Source organism: Geothrix limicola (genome assembly GCF_030268085.1).
Taxonomy (GTDB): domain Bacteria; phylum Acidobacteriota; class Holophagae; order Holophagales; family Holophagaceae; genus Geothrix; species Geothrix limicola.
In genome coordinates, this window is sequence record NZ_BSDE01000001.1 from 95,376 (window position 1) to 115,123 (window position 19,748).

At 68.5% G+C, this 19,748-nt stretch carries 12 protein-coding genes; 6 read left to right on the forward strand and 6 right to left on the reverse strand.

The window, feature by feature from the left end; genetic code table 11:
• Positions 1–243: 243 nt before the first annotated feature.
• The 3 genes from QSJ34_RS00460 (at position 244) to QSJ34_RS00470 (ending at position 4,375) form a co-directional block, all read left to right on the forward strand.
• Positions 244–1,572 (forward strand): hypothetical protein, encoded by a 1,329-nt coding sequence (locus QSJ34_RS00460; RefSeq protein ID WP_285568854.1) that lies wholly within the window; start codon positions 244–246, stop codon positions 1,570–1,572.
• Between the two features lie 114 nt (positions 1,573–1,686).
• Positions 1,687–2,433 carry a 3-oxoacyl-[acyl-carrier-protein] reductase gene (gene fabG / locus QSJ34_RS00465; RefSeq protein ID WP_309568710.1) on the forward strand — a complete coding sequence of 249 codons (747 nt, stop codon included), beginning with the start codon at positions 1,687–1,689 and terminating at the stop codon, positions 2,431–2,433.
• A 4-nt stretch (positions 2,434–2,437) separates the two neighbouring features.
• Positions 2,438–4,375 (forward strand): PP2C family protein-serine/threonine phosphatase, encoded by a 1,938-nt coding sequence (locus QSJ34_RS00470; RefSeq protein WP_285568857.1) that lies wholly within the window; start codon positions 2,438–2,440, stop codon positions 4,373–4,375.
• Here the strand turns inward: QSJ34_RS00470 and QSJ34_RS00475 are convergent.
• The 3 genes from QSJ34_RS00475 to QSJ34_RS00485 form a co-directional block, all read right to left on the reverse strand.
• The gene (locus QSJ34_RS00475; RefSeq protein ID WP_285568860.1) at positions 4,364–7,156 is read right to left on the reverse strand and encodes a protein kinase domain-containing protein; all 2,793 of its coding nucleotides are present in this window, start codon (positions 7,154–7,156) and stop codon (positions 4,364–4,366) included. The genes QSJ34_RS00470 and QSJ34_RS00475 overlap by 12 nt on opposite strands.
• Positions 7,157–7,255: 99 nt before the next feature.
• Positions 7,256–8,572: an exodeoxyribonuclease VII large subunit gene (gene xseA / locus QSJ34_RS00480; protein WP_285568864.1), complete on the reverse strand. Its 1,317-nt coding sequence runs from the start codon at positions 8,570–8,572 to the stop codon at positions 7,256–7,258.
• Positions 8,569–9,369 (reverse strand): transporter, encoded by an 801-nt coding sequence (locus QSJ34_RS00485; protein WP_285568867.1) that lies wholly within the window; start codon positions 9,367–9,369, stop codon positions 8,569–8,571. The genes xseA and QSJ34_RS00485 overlap by 4 nt, the downstream gene beginning before the upstream one ends.
• Before the next feature lie 112 nt (positions 9,370–9,481).
• Between QSJ34_RS00485 and QSJ34_RS00490 the strand changes: the two genes are divergently transcribed.
• Genes QSJ34_RS00490 through QSJ34_RS00500 form a run of 3 tightly spaced genes read left to right on the forward strand, consistent with a single transcriptional unit; the run spans position 9,482 to position 15,860 of the window.
• Positions 9,482–12,784 carry a S41 family peptidase gene (locus tag QSJ34_RS00490; protein WP_285568869.1) on the forward strand — a complete coding sequence of 1,101 codons (3,303 nt, stop codon included), beginning with the start codon at positions 9,482–9,484 and terminating at the stop codon, positions 12,782–12,784.
• Between the two features lie 5 nt (positions 12,785–12,789).
• Positions 12,790–13,941, forward strand: a complete 1,152-nt coding sequence (locus QSJ34_RS00495) for a glycerate kinase (protein ID WP_285568872.1) — start codon at positions 12,790–12,792, stop codon at positions 13,939–13,941.
• A 44-nt stretch (positions 13,942–13,985) separates the two neighbouring features.
• The gene (locus QSJ34_RS00500) at positions 13,986–15,860 is read left to right on the forward strand and encodes an aldolase/citrate lyase/malate synthase family protein (protein WP_285568875.1); all 1,875 of its coding nucleotides are present in this window, start codon (positions 13,986–13,988) and stop codon (positions 15,858–15,860) included.
• A 444-nt stretch (positions 15,861–16,304) separates the two neighbouring features.
• Here QSJ34_RS00500 and QSJ34_RS00505 read toward each other — a convergent pair whose 3' ends face one another.
• The 3 genes from QSJ34_RS00505 to QSJ34_RS00515 all read right to left on the reverse strand — a co-directional run bounded on the left by QSJ34_RS00505 (position 16,305) and on the right by QSJ34_RS00515 (position 19,708).
• Positions 16,305–16,496 carry a hypothetical protein gene (locus tag QSJ34_RS00505; RefSeq protein ID WP_285568877.1) on the reverse strand — a complete coding sequence of 64 codons (192 nt, stop codon included), beginning with the start codon at positions 16,494–16,496 and terminating at the stop codon, positions 16,305–16,307.
• A 47-nt stretch (positions 16,497–16,543) separates the two neighbouring features.
• A complete protein-coding gene (locus QSJ34_RS00510; protein ID WP_285568878.1) occupies positions 16,544–16,819 on the reverse strand; it encodes a hypothetical protein in 276 nt (91 codons plus the stop codon).
• Positions 16,820–16,897: 78 nt separating this feature from the next.
• Complete coding sequence (locus QSJ34_RS00515) at positions 16,898–19,708, reverse strand: M20 family metallopeptidase (protein WP_285568881.1); 2,811 nt, start codon at positions 19,706–19,708, stop codon at positions 16,898–16,900.
• Positions 19,709–19,748: the final 40 nt, after the last annotated feature.

The following is a 19,748-nucleotide window of genomic DNA, read 5'->3' on the forward strand; positions in this document are numbered from 1 at the left end:
CAGGTCTGTTGCATGCTCAGCACCAGGGTGTGATCTCTGTCTGCAGGGAGACTCGTCAAAGGGTTGCTACATTCGAGTTCTGTTCCCCCAAAGATGATCGGGCAGGGACGACGAATCGGAGCTGACATGAAAAAGATCTGGCTGGGGTTGCCGGTGGCAATCCTTGTGGGCTGCGGGGGTGGAGGATCTGCGCCGAAGAGTCAGGCAGCCGACCCCAACGCCCCGAGAACCATCAGCGGGACCATGCGGACAGACTGCTTCGGCGATTCCGGTTCCACCGTTCGGAACACGGATCTGAGCGGCTACACCATCCGGGCCCTCGTTCCCAAGGCGGCGGGGGGATATACCGTCTATGCGGGATCGGGGCTCGCCGACGGCACCTTCACCATCCCTTCGGTTCCTCCTGGGGAATGCCTCATTCAACTGTCCAAGGCCGGAAGCAACTACGCCTCACACTTCTGGACAAACCTTTCCGAGATCCATCTGGGAGGGTATTCGCAAGGCCGGCCGGATTGGACTGCCGCGCCCTCGGCGACGACCTTGGACATCCAGCCCACCGTGGCGCCCGCGTCCAACACGTACGGGGAGATCATCGCGCCATCCCTGGGGATGCAGCGCCAGGCCTATTTCAGCACTGGCCTCAACGCCTGGCGCTTCAGCCTCGCGGGCTCGCCGCTGCCGGAACAGGGGAAGGATTCGGGCTATTTCAGCTACATGACCCCTCTGGTTTCGATGGGTTCGGGATGGAGCCAGACCCTCGCGGGAATCCTGTCCCTGCCTTCTTCAGGCCTCCAGCCTGGCGTCACGACGCAGATCCTGGCCGCCCCCCAGGGGCTGGCTCCCAACGCCTCCCAAAACCTCACCATCGACGCCGATGCCTTCCATGCCGCCGTTCTTGCGGTCGACACGTCCAGCCCCGCCACGAACACAGTCTTCACCCTGAAGGCACAGCCCTATGGATCCACGGTGGCTCCGTTGGCGGCGGCGGCGATGCTGGTCTACCAAAGCTCAGCTTCGGGGATCATCCAGGAGTGGAACCTTCCTTACTCCAATCCCTACCCCGCGAGTTGGGGCGGGGTGGTGAGCGTCACTCGGAATTGCATCAAGACCTATACGATACCTGGGACGACCAATACCGCCAATTGGGCCTTTTCGGTCAACGTGACCTATCCAAAAACCGCCCTGCCCAGCCAGCCCATCGCCCCCCTCGTCGGTCCTCCTCGCAACGTGAAGATGAATGGACAGGCCATGTCCAATCCGACACTTTCGGTGGGAACCACCCCGCTGTTCTCTTGGGATGCGCCGGCGACGGGCACGCCAAGCTATTACCTGCTATCCATCTACCAGCTGCTGCCCGTGTCCGGAAGCACCTTCATGAGTAGCACAACGGTCGCCCAGTTCCGGATGACCAACAACCGCCTGGAAGTCCCCCCAGGGCTCCTCAGCCCCGGCGCGACCTATTTCGGCTACCTGAGGGCGTATTACCAAGGACAGTACGATCCCTCCCATCCCACGCGATTGGGTTTTCCCCTGGCCTACGCCGACTACAACACGGAGATCTTCGTCCCCTGAATCCGCGATCTAACCTGATTTGGGTCAAGTGGCGAGGTCTTCTGAAGAGCGGCGATCCGGAGGCGCCGGGCGGCCTAGGCGGCTAGACTGGTTTTTCATCTTTTCGGAGGTTCCATGTTCCGTCTCGACGGCAAGATCGCGCTCGTCACCGGCGCCAGCCAGGGCATCGGCGAAGCCATCGCGAAGCATCTTGCGGCCCAGGGCGCCACGGTGGTCTGCGCGGCCCGCACGCTGAGCAAGCTGCAGGCAGTGGCCGATGCCATCACCACCGCAGGCGGGAAGGCGGACGTGCTGGCGGCGGATCTCGCTGACACGGCCTCGGTGAAGGCGGCCATCGCGACCACCATCGAGCGCCACGGCGCCATTCACATCCTGGTGAACAACGCGGGCATCACCCGCGACAAGCTGCTCATCCAGATGAAGGAAGAGGATTGGGACGCGGTGATCGACACCAACCTCAAGGGCGCCTACACGGCCATCCAGGCGGCCACCAAGCCCATGATGAAGCAGCGCTGGGGCCGCATCATCAACATCGCTTCCGTCGTGGGGCAGATGGGCAACGCGGGCCAGGCCAACTACGTCGCGGCGAAGGCCGGCCTCATCGGCCTCACCAAGTCGGTGGCGCGGGAGTTGGCCAGCCGCAACGTCACAGCCAACGCGGTGACGCCGGGCTACATCGAGACCGCCATGACCGCGGGGCTGCCCGAGGACGTGAAGGCCGAATTCACCAAGCAGATTCCCCTGGGCCGCATGGGCACCGGAGCCGACATCGCCGCCGCCGTGGCCTTCCTCGCCAGCGAAGAAGCTGGCTACATCACCGGCCAGGTGCTCAGCGTGAACGGCGGAATGCTGATGGCCTAAAGCCATGTTCCAAGCGCTCGGGGATCTCCTTCGCCGCGGCTGGGCCGGTTTCCGGTTCCGGCGGCACTGGCCCTGGGCGCTGCTCGTCGTCGGTCTGGCGCTGTCCCTGCCTCCGGTGGATTCCGGCTGCGCAGGCTTTTTCGCCTTCGTGGGCGGAACCGTACTGGTCATCCGGGGCCTGCATTGGATCTGGGTCAAGCTGCTGTTCCGCGTGTCGCGGCGCCTCTGGGTGATCCTCGCCCTGATGTCGGTGCTTCCCGTGGCGGCCATGGCCCTGATGCTCATGTCCCTGGGCTGGCTCGGCCTCGGCGCCCAGGTGAGCCGCTCCACCCAGCAGACGATGAGCGCCTGGGAGGACGCCCTGAGGGTCGCCAATCGCGAACCTTCTGATGCCACGGCGCTGCAGGCCCTGCGCACCTATGGCGAAGCCTGGGTCGAACACGTCCAGACTCTGCCCGAGGGTGTGCCGTCCACCTTCGTCGGCGTGGTTTGGGCCGACGGTCACGCGGTAAGTGGCAAGGAGCTGCGCAAGGATACGTATTTGCGGGCCGTTCAGAAGGAAGCCGGCGGATTCCGCGTGCTGTCCCTCGGCCTCGGCGTCCTCGGCGACCGCGCCCAGGCCCTCGCGGGCGGACAGGTGCGCTTCGACCTGGCGTACCAGGTGAAGCGGAAGAAGGCCCGAGACTTCAAAGTCGAGGCGGGAGGGCAGACCCGGAGCGTGACGCCCATCCTGGAAGCCCAGGACGACAGCACCATCTCCTGGACCAAGGGGCAGGCCCTCGAAGGCACGGGATTCTTTGCGCCCTTCAATCTGCCGCCCATGGCGTTCAAGCTCATGGACTGGTCCACAGGCCAGCCCATGGTGCTGACGGCCACGCCGGAAACGAACCTCTATGCGCTGTTCTCGGGGTTCCGCTCCAGCGAGCGGGGGGCCCTTTCATCCGGCACGGTGAAGTCCATCATCGTCGTCGTGCTCGTGATGATGGGCCTGGCCACTGCCCAGGCCATGGCCGCCGTGCTGGGCCTGCTGCTGGCCTGGTCCCTGGGCCGTGCGGTGAACGATCTGCACGGGGGCGTGAAGCGGCTCAGCCTCGGCGATTTCTCGGCGCGCATCCGGCCCCGCGGCAAGGATCAGGTGGCCCAGCTTTCTTCGGCCTTCAATGAAATGGCCGAACAGCTCCAGGCGGCGGACGCGGAGCGCGGGGAACGGCTGCGGATGGAGGAGGAACTTCGCGTCGCCCGCGAGGTGCAGATGCGCCTGCTGCCGGATCTGGAGGCGCTGCGCATGCCCTCCGTGCGCGCCACCATTCTTCCGGCGCGGGAAGTGGCCGGGGACTACTACGATGTGTTCCCCCTGAGAGACGGAAGCCTGGCCTTCCTGATCCTCGACGTGAGCGGAAAGGGCACGAGCGCCGCCTTCTACGCGGCGGAAACGAAGGGCGTGCTGTCGGCCCTCGACAAGCAATTGCTCGGCCCCCTGGAGGTGGCGGACCGCCTCAACGCCATCTGGTGCCAGGGCCACGATCGGCGCCTCTTCCTCACCCTCGCCTACGGCACCTTCCACCCGCGCTCGGGCCGCTACCAGTTCGTGCGGGCGGGGCACCCTTCAGCCTTCCTGCGCCATGCAGACGGACGCGTGACACGCCTGCACCCGCGGGGCCTGGGTGTGGGCCTCAGCGCCAGCCAGTTCAGGGCCGCGCTGGAACTCGACGAAGGCATCCTCGAGCCCGGCGACAGCCTGATCTTCTACACGGACGGACTCTCGGAGGCTCAGGCCCCCGACGACAGCTTCTACGGCGAAGCGCGTCTGGAAGCGCTGCTGCGGCGCCCTTCGGAGGATCTGCAGGGCAGCATCCTCGCCGACGTGGTGGCCTTCGCCGATGGGCGTCCGCTGGCGGACGACCTGACCCTGCTCATCCTCAGCCGCGGACTAGTGGGCTGACACGTCCTTCAGCTCCCGCACGATCTCGGGGGCCTGGAGCCGGGCGGCGTTGAGGGCCTTGTCGAAGAGCGCCTTCGATTCGTCGCTGCGGCCCTCACTGCGCGCCAGCCAGCCTTCGGCCCGCAGGATGTACGGGGTCTCCTCCGTGGAGAGGGTGCGGCTGCGGTCGAGGAGGGCCCGGGCCATGCCGCGGCGTCCGTCCCGGGCCATGCACTCGGCCTCGCCCGCCAGGCAGTGGGCCTCCATGAGGGCATCCTTCAGTTCCTCGTGAAGGGCGAGGGACTGCCGGTAGCAGTCGCGCGCGGCTTCGTACTTGCCCGCCGTGCGGTTCAGCTCCCCGAGGTTGTAGAGGGCGAGGGCCTCCATGGGCCGCAGCGTGGTCTTGCGCGCGAGTTCGAGCATCTGGCGCACGAGGCCTTCGGCGCGGTCGAGGTCGCCCCGGGCCTGGGCGACGCTGCCGAGGCCCATGAGCGTATAGACCAGGCCGTTCTGATCGCCGATGGCTTCGCGCAGGCTCTGGGTCTTGCGGAAGAAGGCTTCGGCGCGATCCAGCCCGCCCTCCTGCGAAAGCGCCAGGTCGCCGAGGTTGTTGGTGAGGAAGGATTCGCCCCACTTGTCGCCGTAGCTCTGCACGGTCTCCAGGGCGCCCAGGTAGCGGGCCTCGGCGCCCTTGAGGTTGCCGCGCTCGCGCTCGATCACCGCCAGGTTGTTGAGCACCCGCGTGGCACTCAGCTTGTCGCCGGCGGAGCGGTACATGGCCAGGGCCTCCTGGTAGGCGGCCTCGGCTTCCCCGGGTTTGTGTTGGCGCTGCAGGTTCACGCCGAGGGTCGCGTGCACCCCGGCCTCGAAATCCGTCGCACCCAGCGCCCGGGCCAATTCCAGGGCCTCGCGGCAGGTCTGGTCCGAGGCCGCCCACTGGCCGCGGTCGCCGTAGCGGATGGACAGGTGATGCAGCGCCCTCATCTCGAAGACGCGGTTTCCCTGGGCCCGCGCCACCCAGCGCGCCCACTGGAACACCGGTTCCGGCGGCACGTCCGCCAGGCGGCTGAGGCAGCGGGCGTACATCAGCACCGCGGGCGCGTAATCCGGGGCCCACTGGGTGGCCTCCCGGAAGGCCGGCGCGGCCTCCTTGAAGTCGCCGCGGTCCATGCACTCGGCGCCGCGGGCATAGGCCTCGAGGGCCTTGGCGGGCAGGTCCGGCAGGCGCCGCAGTGAGGTGCGGGAGGCGAAGGGATCGACGGCTTTGAGCAGGTCGTTGACGACCTGCCGCGCCAGGGGCAGCGAGGCCTCGGCGCCCTGGCCGCCTTCGCGGGCCTCGCCCCCCTGGCGGAGCGTTCCCTTCGCATCGATCAATTCGTAGGCCACGACGAAGGCGCCATCGGGACCCTTCTTCAGGGTGCCCCGCAGCATCAGCTGGGTGCCGAGGGCCGAGGCCAGCCGCGCGAGGTCCGCGGAACTGAGGGGCCCATCCGCCGCGAGATGGAGCGTACTCCGGGCGCTGACGACACTTTCCGGATCGAGGGGCGCCAGCTTGGGATGCTCGCGCAGCGCGGCCTCCAGCATCTCCGGTAGCACGAGGCGCATGAGCGGGTCCATCCGCGGGTCGCCCGTCTGGTTCACGAAGGGCAGCACGGCGAGCCGCGCGGGGCGCTCCTTCGCGAGGTCGGCGATGATTCCGCGGCTGAGGAACCAGTTCACGCCGCCGGCGAGCGCCAGGGCCGCGACCGTGGAGGCGGCCGTCCAGCGGAGCAGGGTGCGGGGCTTCAGCAGGCGGCCCAGTCGTTCGGCCACCCTGGCCGCGCTGGGCCGCTTGAAGGGATGGGCATCCAGCATGCCGCGCAGGAGATCCGCCGTGCCCGAGGGCAGGCCACGCACCTTCAGTTCGCGGCGCGCGCCTTCCACGATGGCCCGCATGCGGATCCGCCCCTCGCCGGGGAAGGGGTGCTCGCCGGCCAGCAGCTCCCAGGCCACGATGCCCATGGAGAACACGTCGCTGGCGGGGCCCGCCGCCTGGCCCTGGATCTGCTCGGGCGAGGCGTAGCTGGGGCTGCCCATGAAGACGCCGGCCTGGGTGAGCTTCTCCCAGCTGTGGGGCCCGGAGGCGTCGCGCCAGGCACCTTCGATGGGATTGGCGGCCGTGTCGCGCCGGTCGGCGTTCCGCTTCTGCTCCGCTTCGGCGAGGGCCTGCAGCAGGGCGAGGTTCGACACAGCGGGTGGCGTGAGCTGGTATTCGCCGGGGTTCTGGGGATCCGTGAGGCGGGCCAGGCCGAAGTCGAGCACCTTCACCTTGGGTCCCTGGTCGCCGCTTCCGGGCGCCACCATGATGTTGCGGGGCTTGAGATCGCGGTGGACCAGACCCTTGGCGTGCGCGGCTTCCAGCGCCAGGGCCACGGAGCGGATCACCTGCAGCTTCTCGCGAACCTTCAGTGTCGGGGCGATCTGATCGAGGGTCTGGCCCTCCAGCAGCTCCATGGCGATGTAGGTGCCGCTGGGGCCATCCACCCAATCGTGGACGAGGCATACGTTCGGGTGGTTCAGCTGCGCCAGGGCGAGGGCTTCGCGACGGAACCGCTCGGGCGCGCCGGCCTCGCGCTCTTCTCCGGCCCTCAGCGCCTTGAGCGCGACGCTGCGTTCCAGCGTGGAATCCCAGGCCTTGTAGACTTCGCCCATGCCGCCCGTGCCCACGAGGCATTCCACGCGGAAGCGCCCAATCTGGGTTCCGGGTTCCAGAATCCGTCTTCCCTCAGGAGGGGCAGACGTGGGCTGAGGGTCGTTGGACATGCGGGTCTGTCCTCCACTTGAATGCGAGCTGTTCTCCGGAACGAGGACAGGCTCTAAGCATCAGGTGTTTGTTAAAACGTAACACACCCGCTAGAAAAATCAGTCCAGCGTGGCCTTCCGCTCGCCATCCCGCCAGCGCAGGCGCAGGGCGGCCCCGGGGGGCAGGGCCAGGGCCCGGGTCACGGGCTTCCCGTCCGGCCCCAGCGCCAGCACGAAACCGCGCGAAAGGGGGCCCGTGGGATCGAGGCCCTGCAGCCGCTCGGCCTGCACGGCGAGCCGGTGGTCGCGCTGCTGGAGGGCGCGGAGGATCGCGGGGCCCAGGCGCCGCTGGGCCTCGCGCACCCGGGGCAGGTCCAGTTCCCCCGCGGCCAGGGATCCGGCGCGGGCGAGGCGGTGGCGCAACAGGGCCATCCGCGCGGCGGCGCCGTCCAGGCCGCGGCTGGGATGGGCCAGGGCCAGGCGCTGGGAGAGGGCGGCGAAGCGCGCGGCCGCCGAAGCCAGCGGATCGGCGCGCTGGAGGCCGTGGTCCGTCAGCAGGTTCAGCGTGGTCTCGAGGCCGCGCAGGCGCCAGGCCGTCTTGGCGGCGAGGGCTTCGACGCGGCGGCGCAGGTCGGCGCCCAGGGCTTCGCGGTCCGGCGTCGCCAGTTCCGCCGCCTGGCTGGGTGTGGCGGCGCGGCGGTCCGCGGCGAGGTCCACCAGGGTCGTGTCGATCTCATGGCCCACGCCGGTGATGACGGGGATCCGGCATTCCGCCACGGCGCGCACGAGGTCGGGATCGTTGAAGGCCCAGAGATCCTCCAGGCTGCCGCCGCCGCGCACGAGCAGCAGCGCGTCGCAGTGCCAGTAGGGATCCTGGATCTCCTGCAGGGCCAGCAGGGTCTCGGGCACGCAGCGTTCGCCCTGGGCGGCGGCGGGCGCGATGAGCAGATCGATGCCCGGCGCACGGCGGGCGGTCACCTCCAGCACGTCGCGCAGGGCCGCGCCGCCGAGGGCGGCCACGATGCCGAGCCGCTTCGGGAAGCGGGGCAGGGGGCGCTTGGGTCGATCGAACAGCCCCTGGGCGCGCAGGTCCGCTTCGAGCTGGCGCAGCCGCGCCTGCAAGTCGCCCACGCCCGCGGGCTCGCAGTGGGTCACGGCCAGGGTGAGCGTGCCGCCGGCGACGTAGAGGTTGAGGCTGCCCTTCAGCACCACGCGCTGGCCATCCGCGGGCCTGTGCTGCAGGAAGCGCTGCTGGCCGGCCCACACGGCGCAGGAAAGGGAGGCGCCTTCTTCTTTGAGCGTGAAGTACCAGTGGCGGCCCGAACCGCGGAAGTTCGACACCTCGCCCACCACGCAGACGGCGGCGAAGGCGGGTTCCAGGCGGGCCTTGATCTGCTCCAGCAGGCGCTTGACGGAGAGGGGGGCGGATTCGCTCATGGTTTCCGGAAGCGCCCGAGGCCCACCGTGAGCCCCGCGAAGAGGGTGTAGCGCGGCGCCCCGTGGGACAGGCCCACGTCCACACCGCCATCCAGCACCAGCCGCTTGGACACCTTGTAGGCGACGCACCAGAGGTTGGAGACGATCCGCTCGTTCTGGGGCGTGGCCTGGAGGGCGTACAGTTCGCCCGTGAGCGACCAAGCCTCGCTGAGGTTGCGCGTGATGGAGACCGTGCCCGCGGCCTGGGCCGCCCTTCCGCCGCCCAGTTCAGAGGGCTGGCCGATCCAGGATTCCAGCAGGTTCACGTCGATGTGGTAGTCCCCCGCATCGCGGCTGAAGAGCAGCGTGAGCGTGTCAATGGGTGCGCCGTTGCCCAGGCCCTGGGAGGCCGGAGCCGTGGGGAAGGTGTGGGCCACCTGGACGGCCTGGTCCGCGCCGAACAGTCCGTCGTGCAGGTAGCACCATTGGGCCGCCAGGTTGAAGTCGCCCAGACCCGTGGCCACGGGCGCGCCCGTGGGGGCGAGGCGCAGGTAGCCCGGGCAGGAGAGGCGCAGCTCCACATCCTTGGCCAGACCCAGCTTCAGGAGGGTCGGCGTGCCGAAGCTGGGGCCATCCTCGCGCAGGTGGCTCTGCTGCAGGCCCCACTCCAGCTCGGCCAGCCCGGGCTGGGTGGTGAGGGCGGGATTGGCGAAGGTGGGCCGGTTGGGGTTCACCTCGATGGGCGGCGGTTCCTCCGCCCTCAGGGTGAAGGCGGGCGCGAAGGGCAGCGCGAGGATGAGGAACCAGGGGAGCTTCATGACCCTCCAGGCTAGCGGATCCGGCCTCGCCTGAAGCCAGGGCCGCGAGTTATTCCTGGATGCGGCCCGTCTACCTCGTCATACAATGGTCGCCATCCCCCGAGGTGTTCCCATGCACGGACGCGTCCTCCTCCTTCGAAGCCTGGTCTTCGCCTTCACCTTGGCCGGTGCCGCAGAAGCCCAAACCAAGCTGCTCCGCTTCCCTGATATCCACGGCGACAAGGTCGTCTTCACCTACGGCGGGGACCTCTGGACCGCGTCGGACCAGGGCGGCACGGCCACGCGCCTGACGGCCCACCCCGGGGTGGAGCTCTTCGCGAAGTTCAGCCCCGACGGCAAGTGGATCGCCTTCACGGGCCAGTACGACGGAGACGAGCAGGTCTACGTCATCCCCAGCGGCGGCGGCATTCCGCGCCAGCTCACCTTCGATCCAGCCGCGGGGCCGCTGCCGCCGCGCGGGGGCTACGATCATCAGGTGGTGGGCTGGACGCCGGACGGCACCAGCGTGCTGTTCCGCGCCGGGATGGATACGGACGGCGTCCTCAGCCGCACGGCGCTCTTCACCGTGAGCCTGAAGGGCGGCCTGCCCCAGAAGCTGCCCATGCCCACGGCCGGGCCGGGCTCCTATTCGCCCGACGGCAAGCGCATGGTCTACGCGCCCATGTTCCGCGACTTCCGCCATTGGAAGCGCTACCAGGGCGGTTGGGCGCAGGATCTCTACGTCTTCGACTTCGCCACGCACCAGCAGAAGAAGATCGCCGCCAGCCCGCGCACCGAGCGCGATCCCATGTGGATCGGCGACAAGGTCTACTTCGCCTCGGATAGAGACGGCACGCTGAATCTCTACGCCGCAGATCCCGCGTCCGACGCCGTGAAGCAGCTCACCTTCCAGAAGACGTGGGACGTGCGCTGGCCCTCCAGTGACCATCAGGCCCGCATCGTCTACGAACTGAACGGCGAGCTGCACGTGTTCAACGTGCAGGACGGCAGCGACCGCGGCCTCGCCATCACCGTGCCCACGGACGGCGGCGCCTCGCGGCCTGCGCGCATCAGCGCGGAGCGCAACATCGAGGGCTACAGCCTCTCGCCCAAGGGCGAGCGGGCCCTCTTCGTCGCCCGCGGCGACGTGTTCACGGTGCCCATCGAAAAGGGCCCCGTGCGCAACCTGACGAACAGTTCCGGCGCCCACGACAAGTACGCCCGCTGGTCGCCGGATGGCAAGAAGATCGCCTTCATCTCCGACCTGAGCGGCGAGGAACAGCTCTACCTCGTGGATCAGGAGGGCAAGGCCAAGCCAGAGGCCCTCACCTCCGGACTGGCGGTACCCCTCAATCCGCCAAGCTGGGCGCCGGATGGCAAGCACATCGCCTTCACGGACAAGGACGGTGTCATCTACGTGGTGTCCGTGGCCGATCGCAAGCTGATCAAGGCCGCCAAGGACGACTTCGGCCGCGTGAACGACCTGGCCTGGTCGCCGGACGGGCAGTTCCTGGCCTTCTCCATGGGCAACCTGAACCGCGTCCGCAGCCTCTGCGTGTGGGGGCTCGCAGACCAGAAGCTGCACCGCGTCACGGGTGACCTCTTCCCTGTTTTCGAGCCCGCCTGGGATCCCGAGGGCAAGTACCTCTACGCCCTCAGCCGTCGCGACTACGCGCCGCAGATCAGCGATCTCGAATTCGATTACGCGGGCAACCGCAACCTGGACGTGGTCGCCTACAGCCTGCGCAAGGACGTGGCCCATCCCTTCCCGCCCGAAAGCGATGAAGTGGGCGCGGCGTCCGAGAAGAAGGAGGACGGCGACAAGAACGGCGGCGAGAAGAAGGCCGAGGCGCCGAAGGCTCCCGCGGCCCTGCGCATCGACTGGGAGGGCTTCGAGCAGCGCGGCACGCGGGTGCCCCTGCCGGCGGACAACCTGAGCGGGCTCGAAGCCACCAAGGGCTTCCTGGTCTACTCCAAGGACGCGCCCTTCATCTACGGCGAGATCAACGGCCAGCGCCGGACGGGCAGCAGCCTCTGGCTGTTCGACCTGAAGAAGCGCCAGGAGAGCGAACTGCTGGCCGATGTCCAGGGCTGGGCCCTCAGCCAGGATGGCGCCAAGGTCCTGGTCCGAACGGGGCAGGGGCCCGCGGCCTCCTTCCAGCTCCTGGACGCCAAGCCCAAGAGCACGGAGAAGAAGACCGTCTCCACGAAGGAGCTCTTTGTCGACCGCATCCCCGCCGAAGAGTGGCGCGAGGTCTACGACGAGGCCTGGCGGCGCTTCCGCGACTACTTCTACGTCAAGAACATGCACGGCTACGACTGGAAGGCCCTGCGCGAGCAGTACCGCCCCTGGCTCCAGTACGTCACGCACCGTTCGGACCTGACCTACGTCATCACCGAGCTCATCTCCGAACTGAACATCGGCCACACCTACACGGAAGGCGGCGATTACGTGCTGCCGGAGCGCGCCAAGGTGGCCCTGCCCGGTGCGCGCCTCGAACTCGACGCCGCGGCCGGACGCTACCGCCTGGCCCACATCTACCGCGGGCAGAACGAAGAACCCAAGTACCGCAGCCCCCTCACGGAAGTCGGCGTGGATGCCCGCGAAGGCGACTACATCCTGGCCATCGATGGCGTGGAGCTGAAGGCCGAGGACAACCCCTACCAGATGCTGCGCAACAAGAGCTTCAGCGTGACCCTCACGCTGAACACCAAGCCCACCCTCGAGGGCGCGCGGCAGGTCGCCTACCGTCCCATCGACAGCGATGCCAACCTCCGCTACCTGGACTTCGTGCTGCGCTCGAAAGAAACCGTCGACAAGCTCAGCGGCGGCAAGGTGGGCTACCTCCACATCCCCGACATGGGCGCCCCCGGCCTCTACGAATTCATCAAGTGGTACTACCCGCAGATCCGCAAGGAGGGCCTGGTGATCGACGTCCGCGCCAACGGCGGAGGCAACACCAGCCAGATGTTCCTGGAGCGCCTCGGCAAGAAGCTGCTGGGCACCCGCTTCGGCAACGGCAACGACCACCCGGAGACCTACCCCAGCACCGTCTTCCACGGCCACCTGGTGGCGCTCACCAGCGAGACCAGCGCCAGCGACGGCGACATCTTCCCCTACCACTTCCGCTTCGCGGGCCTCGGCCCCCTCATCGGCAAGCGCACCTGGGGCGGCGTCGTGGGCGGCGGCAGCACGCCCCTCGTCGATGGCGGCAGCGTCTTCGTGCCCCGCTCGGGCACCAACGCCCCGACGGGTGAATGGATCATCGAAGGCGAGGGCGTGAGCCCCGACATCGAAGTGGAGAACGATCCCGCCTCCCTGCTGGCGGGCCACGATCTCCAGCTGGAGCGCGGCGTCCAGGAGGTGCTCAAACGCATTGCCGAGAAGCCCATGGCCCTGCCCAAGCGCCCCGCCGACCCCGTGAAAACCAAGTAGGAAGCATGCGCATCCTCGTCGCCCCGGATTCCTTCAAGGGCAGCCTGTCCGCCCTGGGTGTCGCCCAGGCCATGGCGAGGGGCATCCATGCCGTGTTCCCTGAGGCCGTCATCCTCCAGGTGCCCATCGCCGACGGCGGCGAGGGCACCGCGGAGGCCCTGGTGGCGGCCACGCTGGGGCGCCTTAGGGAGGCGGAGGTGCGCGGCCCCATGGGCGAACCTCAGCGCGCCCAGTGGGGCGTGTCCGGCGACGGCGCCACGGCCTTCCTGGAGATGGCGGCGGCCTCGGGCCTGACCCTGGTGCCCGAGGCTAGCCGCGATCCGCGCCTCGCCAGCAGCTTCGGCACGGGACAACTGATCAAAGCCGCCCTGGACGCGGGGCTGCGCAGGATCGTCCTCGGCCTGGGCGGCAGCGCCACCAACGATGGTGGCGCCGGCATGGCGCGCGCCCTCGGCGTCCGCTTCCTCGATGCCGAGGGCCGCGACCTGCCCGAGGGGGGCGCGGCCCTGGCGCGCCTGGCTCGCATCGACTTGTCGGGCCTGGATCCGCGGCTGGCGGAGGCCTCCCTGCTGGTGGCCTGCGACGTGGACAATCCCCTCTGCGGACCCCGCGGCGCCTCGGCCGTCTACGGACCGCAGAAGGGGGCGACGCCCGACATGGTCGCCGAACTGGATGCGGCCCTCGGCGTCTTCGCCCAGGTCGCCGCGGCGGCCACGGGCCGTGACATCGCCTCGCTTCCGGGGGCCGGCGCGGCCGGAGGTCTGGGCGCGGGCCTGCGCTTCTTCACGCCGGCGGAACTGCGCCCCGGCGTGTCCATCGTCCTCGAGACGACGGGCTTCGAGGCCCTGGTGCAGAACGTGGACCTGGTCTTCACCGGCGAGGGCCGGACCGACTTCCAGACGGCCATGGGCAAGGCCCCGGTGGGGGTCGCGGAGGTGGCCAAGCACTACGGTGTGCCGGTGATCTGCCTGTCCGGCGGCCTGGGCGAAGGCGCCGACGAGGTGCTCGCCCACGGCATCGACGCCCTGGCCAGCCTGACGCCCGGACCCATGTCCCTGGAGGCCTGCATGGCCCAGGGCGAGGCCCTGGTGGAAGCCGCCGCAGCCCGGGCATGCCGCCTACTGAAGGTAGGCATGTTCATACAGGCTTTTCAGTGAAGAATGGAAGCATTCAAGCCTGATCCAGTGATTGGAGGACCGCGATGACCATCGACCTCGAATTCCGTTCGGGGGTGCTGGCGGATTACGCCGACGTCTACACGCCGGAGGTGCTCCGTGCCCTGGAAGCCTTGGCCCCGCTCGACGCGCGCCGCAAGGAGCTGATGGCCCTCCGCCTCGCCCGGCGGAAGCGCCGCGCCGATCAGGGCGAACGCATCGGCTTCCTGGATCCCGGTTCGCTCATCCCCGGCACGCAGATCCGCGTGGCCGATGCCCGCGCAGGGAATTTCGACGGCGCGGTGATTCCGCCGGACCTGCAGCGCCAGTGGATCCAGGGCACGGGCCCGGCCACGAAGCCGCGCTCCGACCTGCGCTCGGGCCTGCGCAACGTCGCCTACGCCCTGCTTTCCGGCGCCGATGGCTGGATGTTCGACGGCGAGGACGCCCTGGGCCAGGTGGACACGATGTCGCTGGACAACCACCGCAACCTCAAGCTCGCCATCGCCCGCGACCCGCGCTTCCTGGAGGTGGCCGAAGAGGTCGCCGCGGAGATGAACCAGTGGGCCCAAGGGTTCTTCGGCCATCCGATCATCGCCGACTGGCGCGCGCAGCTGGACTTCACCACCGTGATCTACCGCGTGCGGGGCCTGCACCTGGAGGACCGGCACATCCGCCGAGCCGGTCACGGCTTCTCCGCTTCCATCGCCGACATGGTGCTGTACGTCGTAAACAATTACCGGAGGCTGCAGGAGGCGGGCCGCAGCCTCGTGCTCTACCTGCCCAAGACGCAAACCGCCGAGGACGCGGCCTACTTCAACAGCCTCCTCCTGGCGCTGGAGGCCCACCTGGGCCTGCCCGTCGGCACCATCAAGTGCTACGTGCTGGTGGAGCAGATCGAGCAGTGCTTCCAGCTCATGGAGATCCGCGCGGCGCTCTCGCCCCACTTCGTCGGCTTCAACACCGGACGCTGGGACTACATCAACAGCGTGTCGGACGCCTTGTCCTGGGATCCGGCCTTCGTGAATCCCAACATCTCCTCGATCACCATGACCTACGGCTACATGCGGACCTACGAGGATCGCGTTCGCCGGGCCATGAACACGCCGGATCGGAACGGCCGCTTCGCCCTCTGGCAGGGCGGCATGGAACCCAACATCCCCGTGGGATCCGAGGCCGGGGTTTCCGCCAGCATGAAGCGGGCCGTGGCCGGGGCCGAGCGGGAGCAGCGCGAGGGCGCCTCCGGAAAGTGGGTGGCCCACTGGAAGATGGTCCACATCGTTCGTCCCGTGTGGGAGAGGGCAGGCCAGGACAACCAGGCGGGGCGCGCCTTTCCGGCCCTCACCTACACGCCGGAGGACGCCGCGGGCTTGATGCAGCTGGAGCCCGCGCCCCGCACCATCGCGGGCGCGCGCGACCTGCTTTCCGTGGCCCTGCAGTACGGCAACGCGTTCCTGCGCGGCTTCCAGGCCGCGGCCTTGAAGCCCGCCGACTTCTTCGGCAACGACGACGTGCTCTACCTCATGGAGGACATGGCCACGGGTGAGATCCGCCTGTCCATCCTCTGGGAGTGGATTCACAAGGGCGCGCGGCTCACGGAGGCCGACGCCGAAACCGGCTGCGCCGCTGGCGAGGCTTTCACGTTGGAGCTCTTCGCGCGCCTGCTGGAGGAGGAATACGCCAAGCTGCGCCGGGCCGGCAACCGCGATGTCCACGACGATTCCAAGGACACCACCCTGCCCATCGCCCGCGCCATCGTCCGCACCTACGTCCAGAGCGCCGTGAAGGCGCCCTGGTACGTGGACCTGCTCAACCTCAACCTCGGAGTGGAGAACCTCGCCGAGGCCGAGGCGCGCATCACGCGATTCCTGGAGACCTTCCGGAAGGACGGCACGCGCCTCACGGAGAACCTGGATTTCTGAGGGCTGTCTTCCGCGCTGCCCAAGCTGCCTTTCGCGTGGCCTAGGCTGCGCTGGACCGGCGCGGGAAATGCGCGCGTGCGCACTCGGGGCACACGCCGTGGGTGAGGGGCACGTCTCCCGCTTCCAGAAGGCCTCGCTCCGGGGAGACCCAGGCCCCCGCCTCGTTTCGAACCCGGCTGCACCAGCTGCAGACGGACAGGGGATGGCCCCGGCGGCGAAGCTCCGTGAACCGATCCGTGAAAGGGCGGGGGGTCGGGCCCTGAGGTTCCGGATTTCCAAAGACGACCTGAAGGCGGTCGGCCACGCGACTCATGAAACTCTCCTGGGCTTCGGAAGAAGGAAGGGCCTTCCTCCTGGTGCCCAGATCTGAGGATGAACTGGTAAATCTGTTTTGACAGTGATCTCGGGCACAAAATCCGCAACGCTCCGAATCGAGGCCAGGGCTCAGTCTGCCTCGGATGAGGGCGGGGCCTTCGCGACCTGTTGCCGGGAGGTCGAGAAGTGCTCCTTCGCGCTTTCGGGGCACGTGCCATGGGTGAAAGAGGCCTCCGTGTGCTGAGCGAGGAAGTGCTCGACCTGGGTCCACAGGCCCTCGTCGTCGCGGATTTTCTTGCACCAGCTGCAGATGGGCAGCATGCCCCGGAGGGTACCGATCTCGTTGAGGCTGCGCTGCAGTTCGGCATTTACCTCGATGAGGCGCCTCCGCTCCGCGCATGGTTGGCCACCACCACCCAGAGCATGAGGATGCAGGCGACCACGCTCACGAGAAAGCCCGTCGCCAGGTCGAGGTAGCGGTCCAGCGGTGTTTTGAAGAGGGTGGGCCAGTCGGGATGCAGGTGGTCCAGGGTCAGCAGGACGATGACGTTGAGCGCGAAGGCTGCGAGGAACCACGGCTGGAAGAGGCGGCGCTCCATGTCCGGTTCCCGCTCGAGCGAGAACCGGAACTTCAGCCAAGTCATGAAGGGCTTCAGGAGTCCTCCCCGCCGGATGATCGGGATCATCTGGCGGGGAGTCGACCTACGTTCTGAGGCGGGGTCTTAGGACTTCTGCAGTTCCGCCGCGAAGGCCTCCAGCGCCCGGTAGTAGGGATCGATGCTGGGGATGTAGTGGCGTTCGCTGGCGGCGTGGGGGCCGATGCCCGTCTGGCCCCAGACCACGGCCTGACCGCCCGGCGCGAATCGAGCGGAGGTACCAGCGCCCTTGCGGCCGATGCGCACGTCGCCGCCGGCCGCCGCGATGCCTGCCAGCAGGGCCTTGAGGTAGGGGTTCTCGGGATCGCAGGCGACGCCGGGTTCCCAGGCGGAGGCGACAAACTCGAGGCTCCGCTCGGCGGCGAGGGCTTCGATGTCGGCGCGCATCTTCGATACGTCATCCTGGGGGATGGGGCGGATCTCCACGCCGAGTGAACCGCGATCCGGCGTGATGTTGTAGACGCCGGGCTTGCCCACCTGGATGTAGGCGAAGCGGGCCAGGGACTGCCAGCCGCCTTCGGCCTTCAGGGTGAGGTGCCTGGCGAAGAGCTCGCGCAGAGCCTCGCGGGCGCTGAGCAGGCGCTCGGTGAGATCGGTGCCGCCCACCAGGCCGCTGTGGCCGCGGGTGCCGTGGGCCACGAGCTCGAAGCGCAGCACGCCGCGGTTCTGGGTGCAGACCTCGCCCCAGAGTTCGGTGCCCTTTTCGCCGGTGCGCTCGCCCGCGATGAAGAAGGAGGGCTCGTAGCCGCCTTCCTCCTTCAGGGCCTTCAGCACGTGGGGCGTACCCATGGGCTCGAGCTCGCCATTCTCCTCGTTGCCCACCAGCAGCAGGTTCACGGGGGGGTAGGGCGCGCCCTTCTTCAGGGTGTCCTTCATCCACACGAGGTAGGTCGAGACGACGGTCTTCATGTCCGCGGCGCCGCGACCCCAGAGGTAGTCGCCTTCGATCTTGGGCTCGAACTGGCTGTCGTCGGGCTCGGGCTCCACCACGTCGAAGTGGCCGCACAGCATCGCCGGGGCGTGCTCACCGCCGGGGAAGTGTGCGAACACGGCGGGGAAGGGGCCGCCGTCGAAGGTGCGCACGGGTACGCCGTGGTTGCGCAGGTAGTCGTAGACGAAGGTGGCCGCGCGATGCACTTCGGGCACGCGCTCCTCCGGGCAGGCCGTCACGCTGGGGATGCGCACCAGGCGCTGGGAGAGGTCCAGGACCTCCGAGGTCTTGTCCGGATATTCGGTCTCCACCAGGGCCTCGGGCCGGGGCTGGAAGCGCACGGGAGCCTGGGGATCGAGGTGCACCTCGTCGCGGGCGTGCTCGACGAAGTCGCGCAGCTTGCCCTGTTCCCCGCCCAGATCCGTGAGGTGGGCCGTGATGGTCTCCACATCGCCGCGGACTTGCTCCTTGCGAGCCTCGGCCAGGTCCACCAGCAGGTCGGCGGGCACGATGTCCGAGCTGCCGATCCGCGCCTTCAGGCGCTGCCGGATCTTCTCGGCGGTGCTGGGGGCGCCTGCGGCCAGGTCGCACAGGGGCTGCAGGTCGTCCCAGAGGCCCAGGGCCTCGGCCATGGGTCGCATCTGCTGGAGTGTCCAGTCCAGGAAGGCCGAGAGGCTGATGGGCTTGGCCGTGAGGGGATCCTCGATGACGGCCTTCAGGCCCTCCTTGGCGGCCAGGTTCTCATTGCGGCGGGCGCGCTTGATGTCCTCAGAGTCGTAGCGGAAGCCGCGGGCGAAGTCGGGATCGCCATAGAAGCGGAGCAGCAGCAGGTGTTTCAGCGTGAGGTTGGCGACATCGAGGCGCAGGTCGTGGCAGGGGTCGTCCGTGCGCACTTCCACGCGGGCCATGGGCAGGTCGATGCGGGCGAAGAGGTTCTGGCGCTCGATCTGGGCGGCCATGTCCTCCACGTTGCGCGTCTCGCCGGCGGCGAAGAGGCCGCGGGCGTAGATGTCATGCAGCTGGTCACTGGTGACCTGGATGAGGCGCTCCACGGGCTCGGCCTGGGAGCGGGCGCGCACGGGGATCCAGTTGTTGTTTCCGAAGCGCACGCCGCTGCGCACCAGCTCGTAGGAGAGGCGCAGATAGTCCGAGTGGCTGCGGTTGAGATCCGGCACGTCGAGGGCGGGCGGGTTCGGGAAGGTGAGGTTGCGCACCGATTCGTAGGGCGTGAGCCGCACGACGGGCTTGCCGTTCTCTTCCGAGGCCTGCAGGGGCGTGCTGGCGCTGGTGGCGATGAAGACGGCGGCGAAGGCGCGCATGAGCCGCGTGCCGGTGATGTAGACCTGGTTCTTGTAGTCGTCGAGGTGCGTGTCGCCGCGCTCGGCGGCGGGCAGGTGCATGAAGTCCCAGGCCAGCATGGGCTCCGGCAGGCTCAGGTTGGAGTGGGTGCCCGCCGTCGCCAGCTCGGTGCCGTACATGTCCACGCAGCGCTGGAGGTAGCGCCGCTTGGCCAGGTGCCAGGATTCGGGCACGCAGTCGGGACCGATCTTGGGCAGCACGAGGAGGTTGCCGTGCCAGTAGTGGAGGGGCTCTCCGAAGGCGCGCCCGGCCTTGGCCAGGGCGTTGATGAGCGCGCCCTCCAGCAGGCGTCCCTCGTACACCGCGCCCTTGGGCGTGTGGTAGGGCTTGGTGACGAATTCGATCATCCAGTGGAAGACTTCCAGCTGGTGGTATTCCTCGGTCCAGGGCGCGAGCACCTTCGAGCGCAGGTGGTCCACGAATGACATGCGGTCCGGTCCCGTGCCCACGGTGAGCAGAGGACGGAACTGCGGATCCATGAGATTCCACTCCAGCTCCAGGCCGCAGAGGCCGCCGGAAGGACGGGTCTCCAGCGCGGTCTGGCGGGCCAGTTGGAACTTCTCGACGAAGGCATTCAGGTCGAACACGGGGTACTCCGGATCCATCTGCGGAGGGCGGTGATCCCTC

What these genes read in the sequence shown, in the direction of transcription:
- QSJ34_RS00460 (WP_285568854.1), top strand. Translation starts at nt 244, where the DNA reads ATGCGGACAGACTGCTTCGGCGATTCCGGTTCCACCGTTCGGAACACG.
- fabG (WP_309568710.1), top strand. Translation starts at nt 1,687, where the DNA reads ATGTTCCGTCTCGACGGCAAGATCGCGCTCGTCACCGGCGCCAGCCAG.
- QSJ34_RS00470 (WP_285568857.1), top strand. Translation starts at nt 2,438, where the DNA reads ATGTTCCAAGCGCTCGGGGATCTCCTTCGCCGCGGCTGGGCCGGTTTC.
- QSJ34_RS00475 (WP_285568860.1), bottom strand. Translation starts at nt 7,156, where the DNA reads ATGTCCAACGACCCTCAGCCCACGTCTGCCCCTCCTGAGGGAAGACGG.
- xseA (WP_285568864.1), bottom strand. Translation starts at nt 8,572, where the DNA reads ATGAGCGAATCCGCCCCCCTCTCCGTCAAGCGCCTGCTGGAGCAGATC.
- QSJ34_RS00485 (WP_285568867.1), bottom strand. Translation starts at nt 9,369, where the DNA reads ATGAAGCTCCCCTGGTTCCTCATCCTCGCGCTGCCCTTCGCGCCCGCC.
- QSJ34_RS00490 (WP_285568869.1), top strand. Translation starts at nt 9,482, where the DNA reads ATGCACGGACGCGTCCTCCTCCTTCGAAGCCTGGTCTTCGCCTTCACC.
- QSJ34_RS00495 (WP_285568872.1), top strand. Translation starts at nt 12,790, where the DNA reads ATGCGCATCCTCGTCGCCCCGGATTCCTTCAAGGGCAGCCTGTCCGCC.
- QSJ34_RS00500 (WP_285568875.1), top strand. Translation starts at nt 13,986, where the DNA reads ATGACCATCGACCTCGAATTCCGTTCGGGGGTGCTGGCGGATTACGCC.
- QSJ34_RS00505 (WP_285568877.1), bottom strand. Translation starts at nt 16,496, where the DNA reads ATGCTGCCCATCTGCAGCTGGTGCAAGAAAATCCGCGACGACGAGGGC.
- QSJ34_RS00510 (WP_285568878.1), bottom strand. Translation starts at nt 16,819, where the DNA reads ATGACTTGGCTGAAGTTCCGGTTCTCGCTCGAGCGGGAACCGGACATG.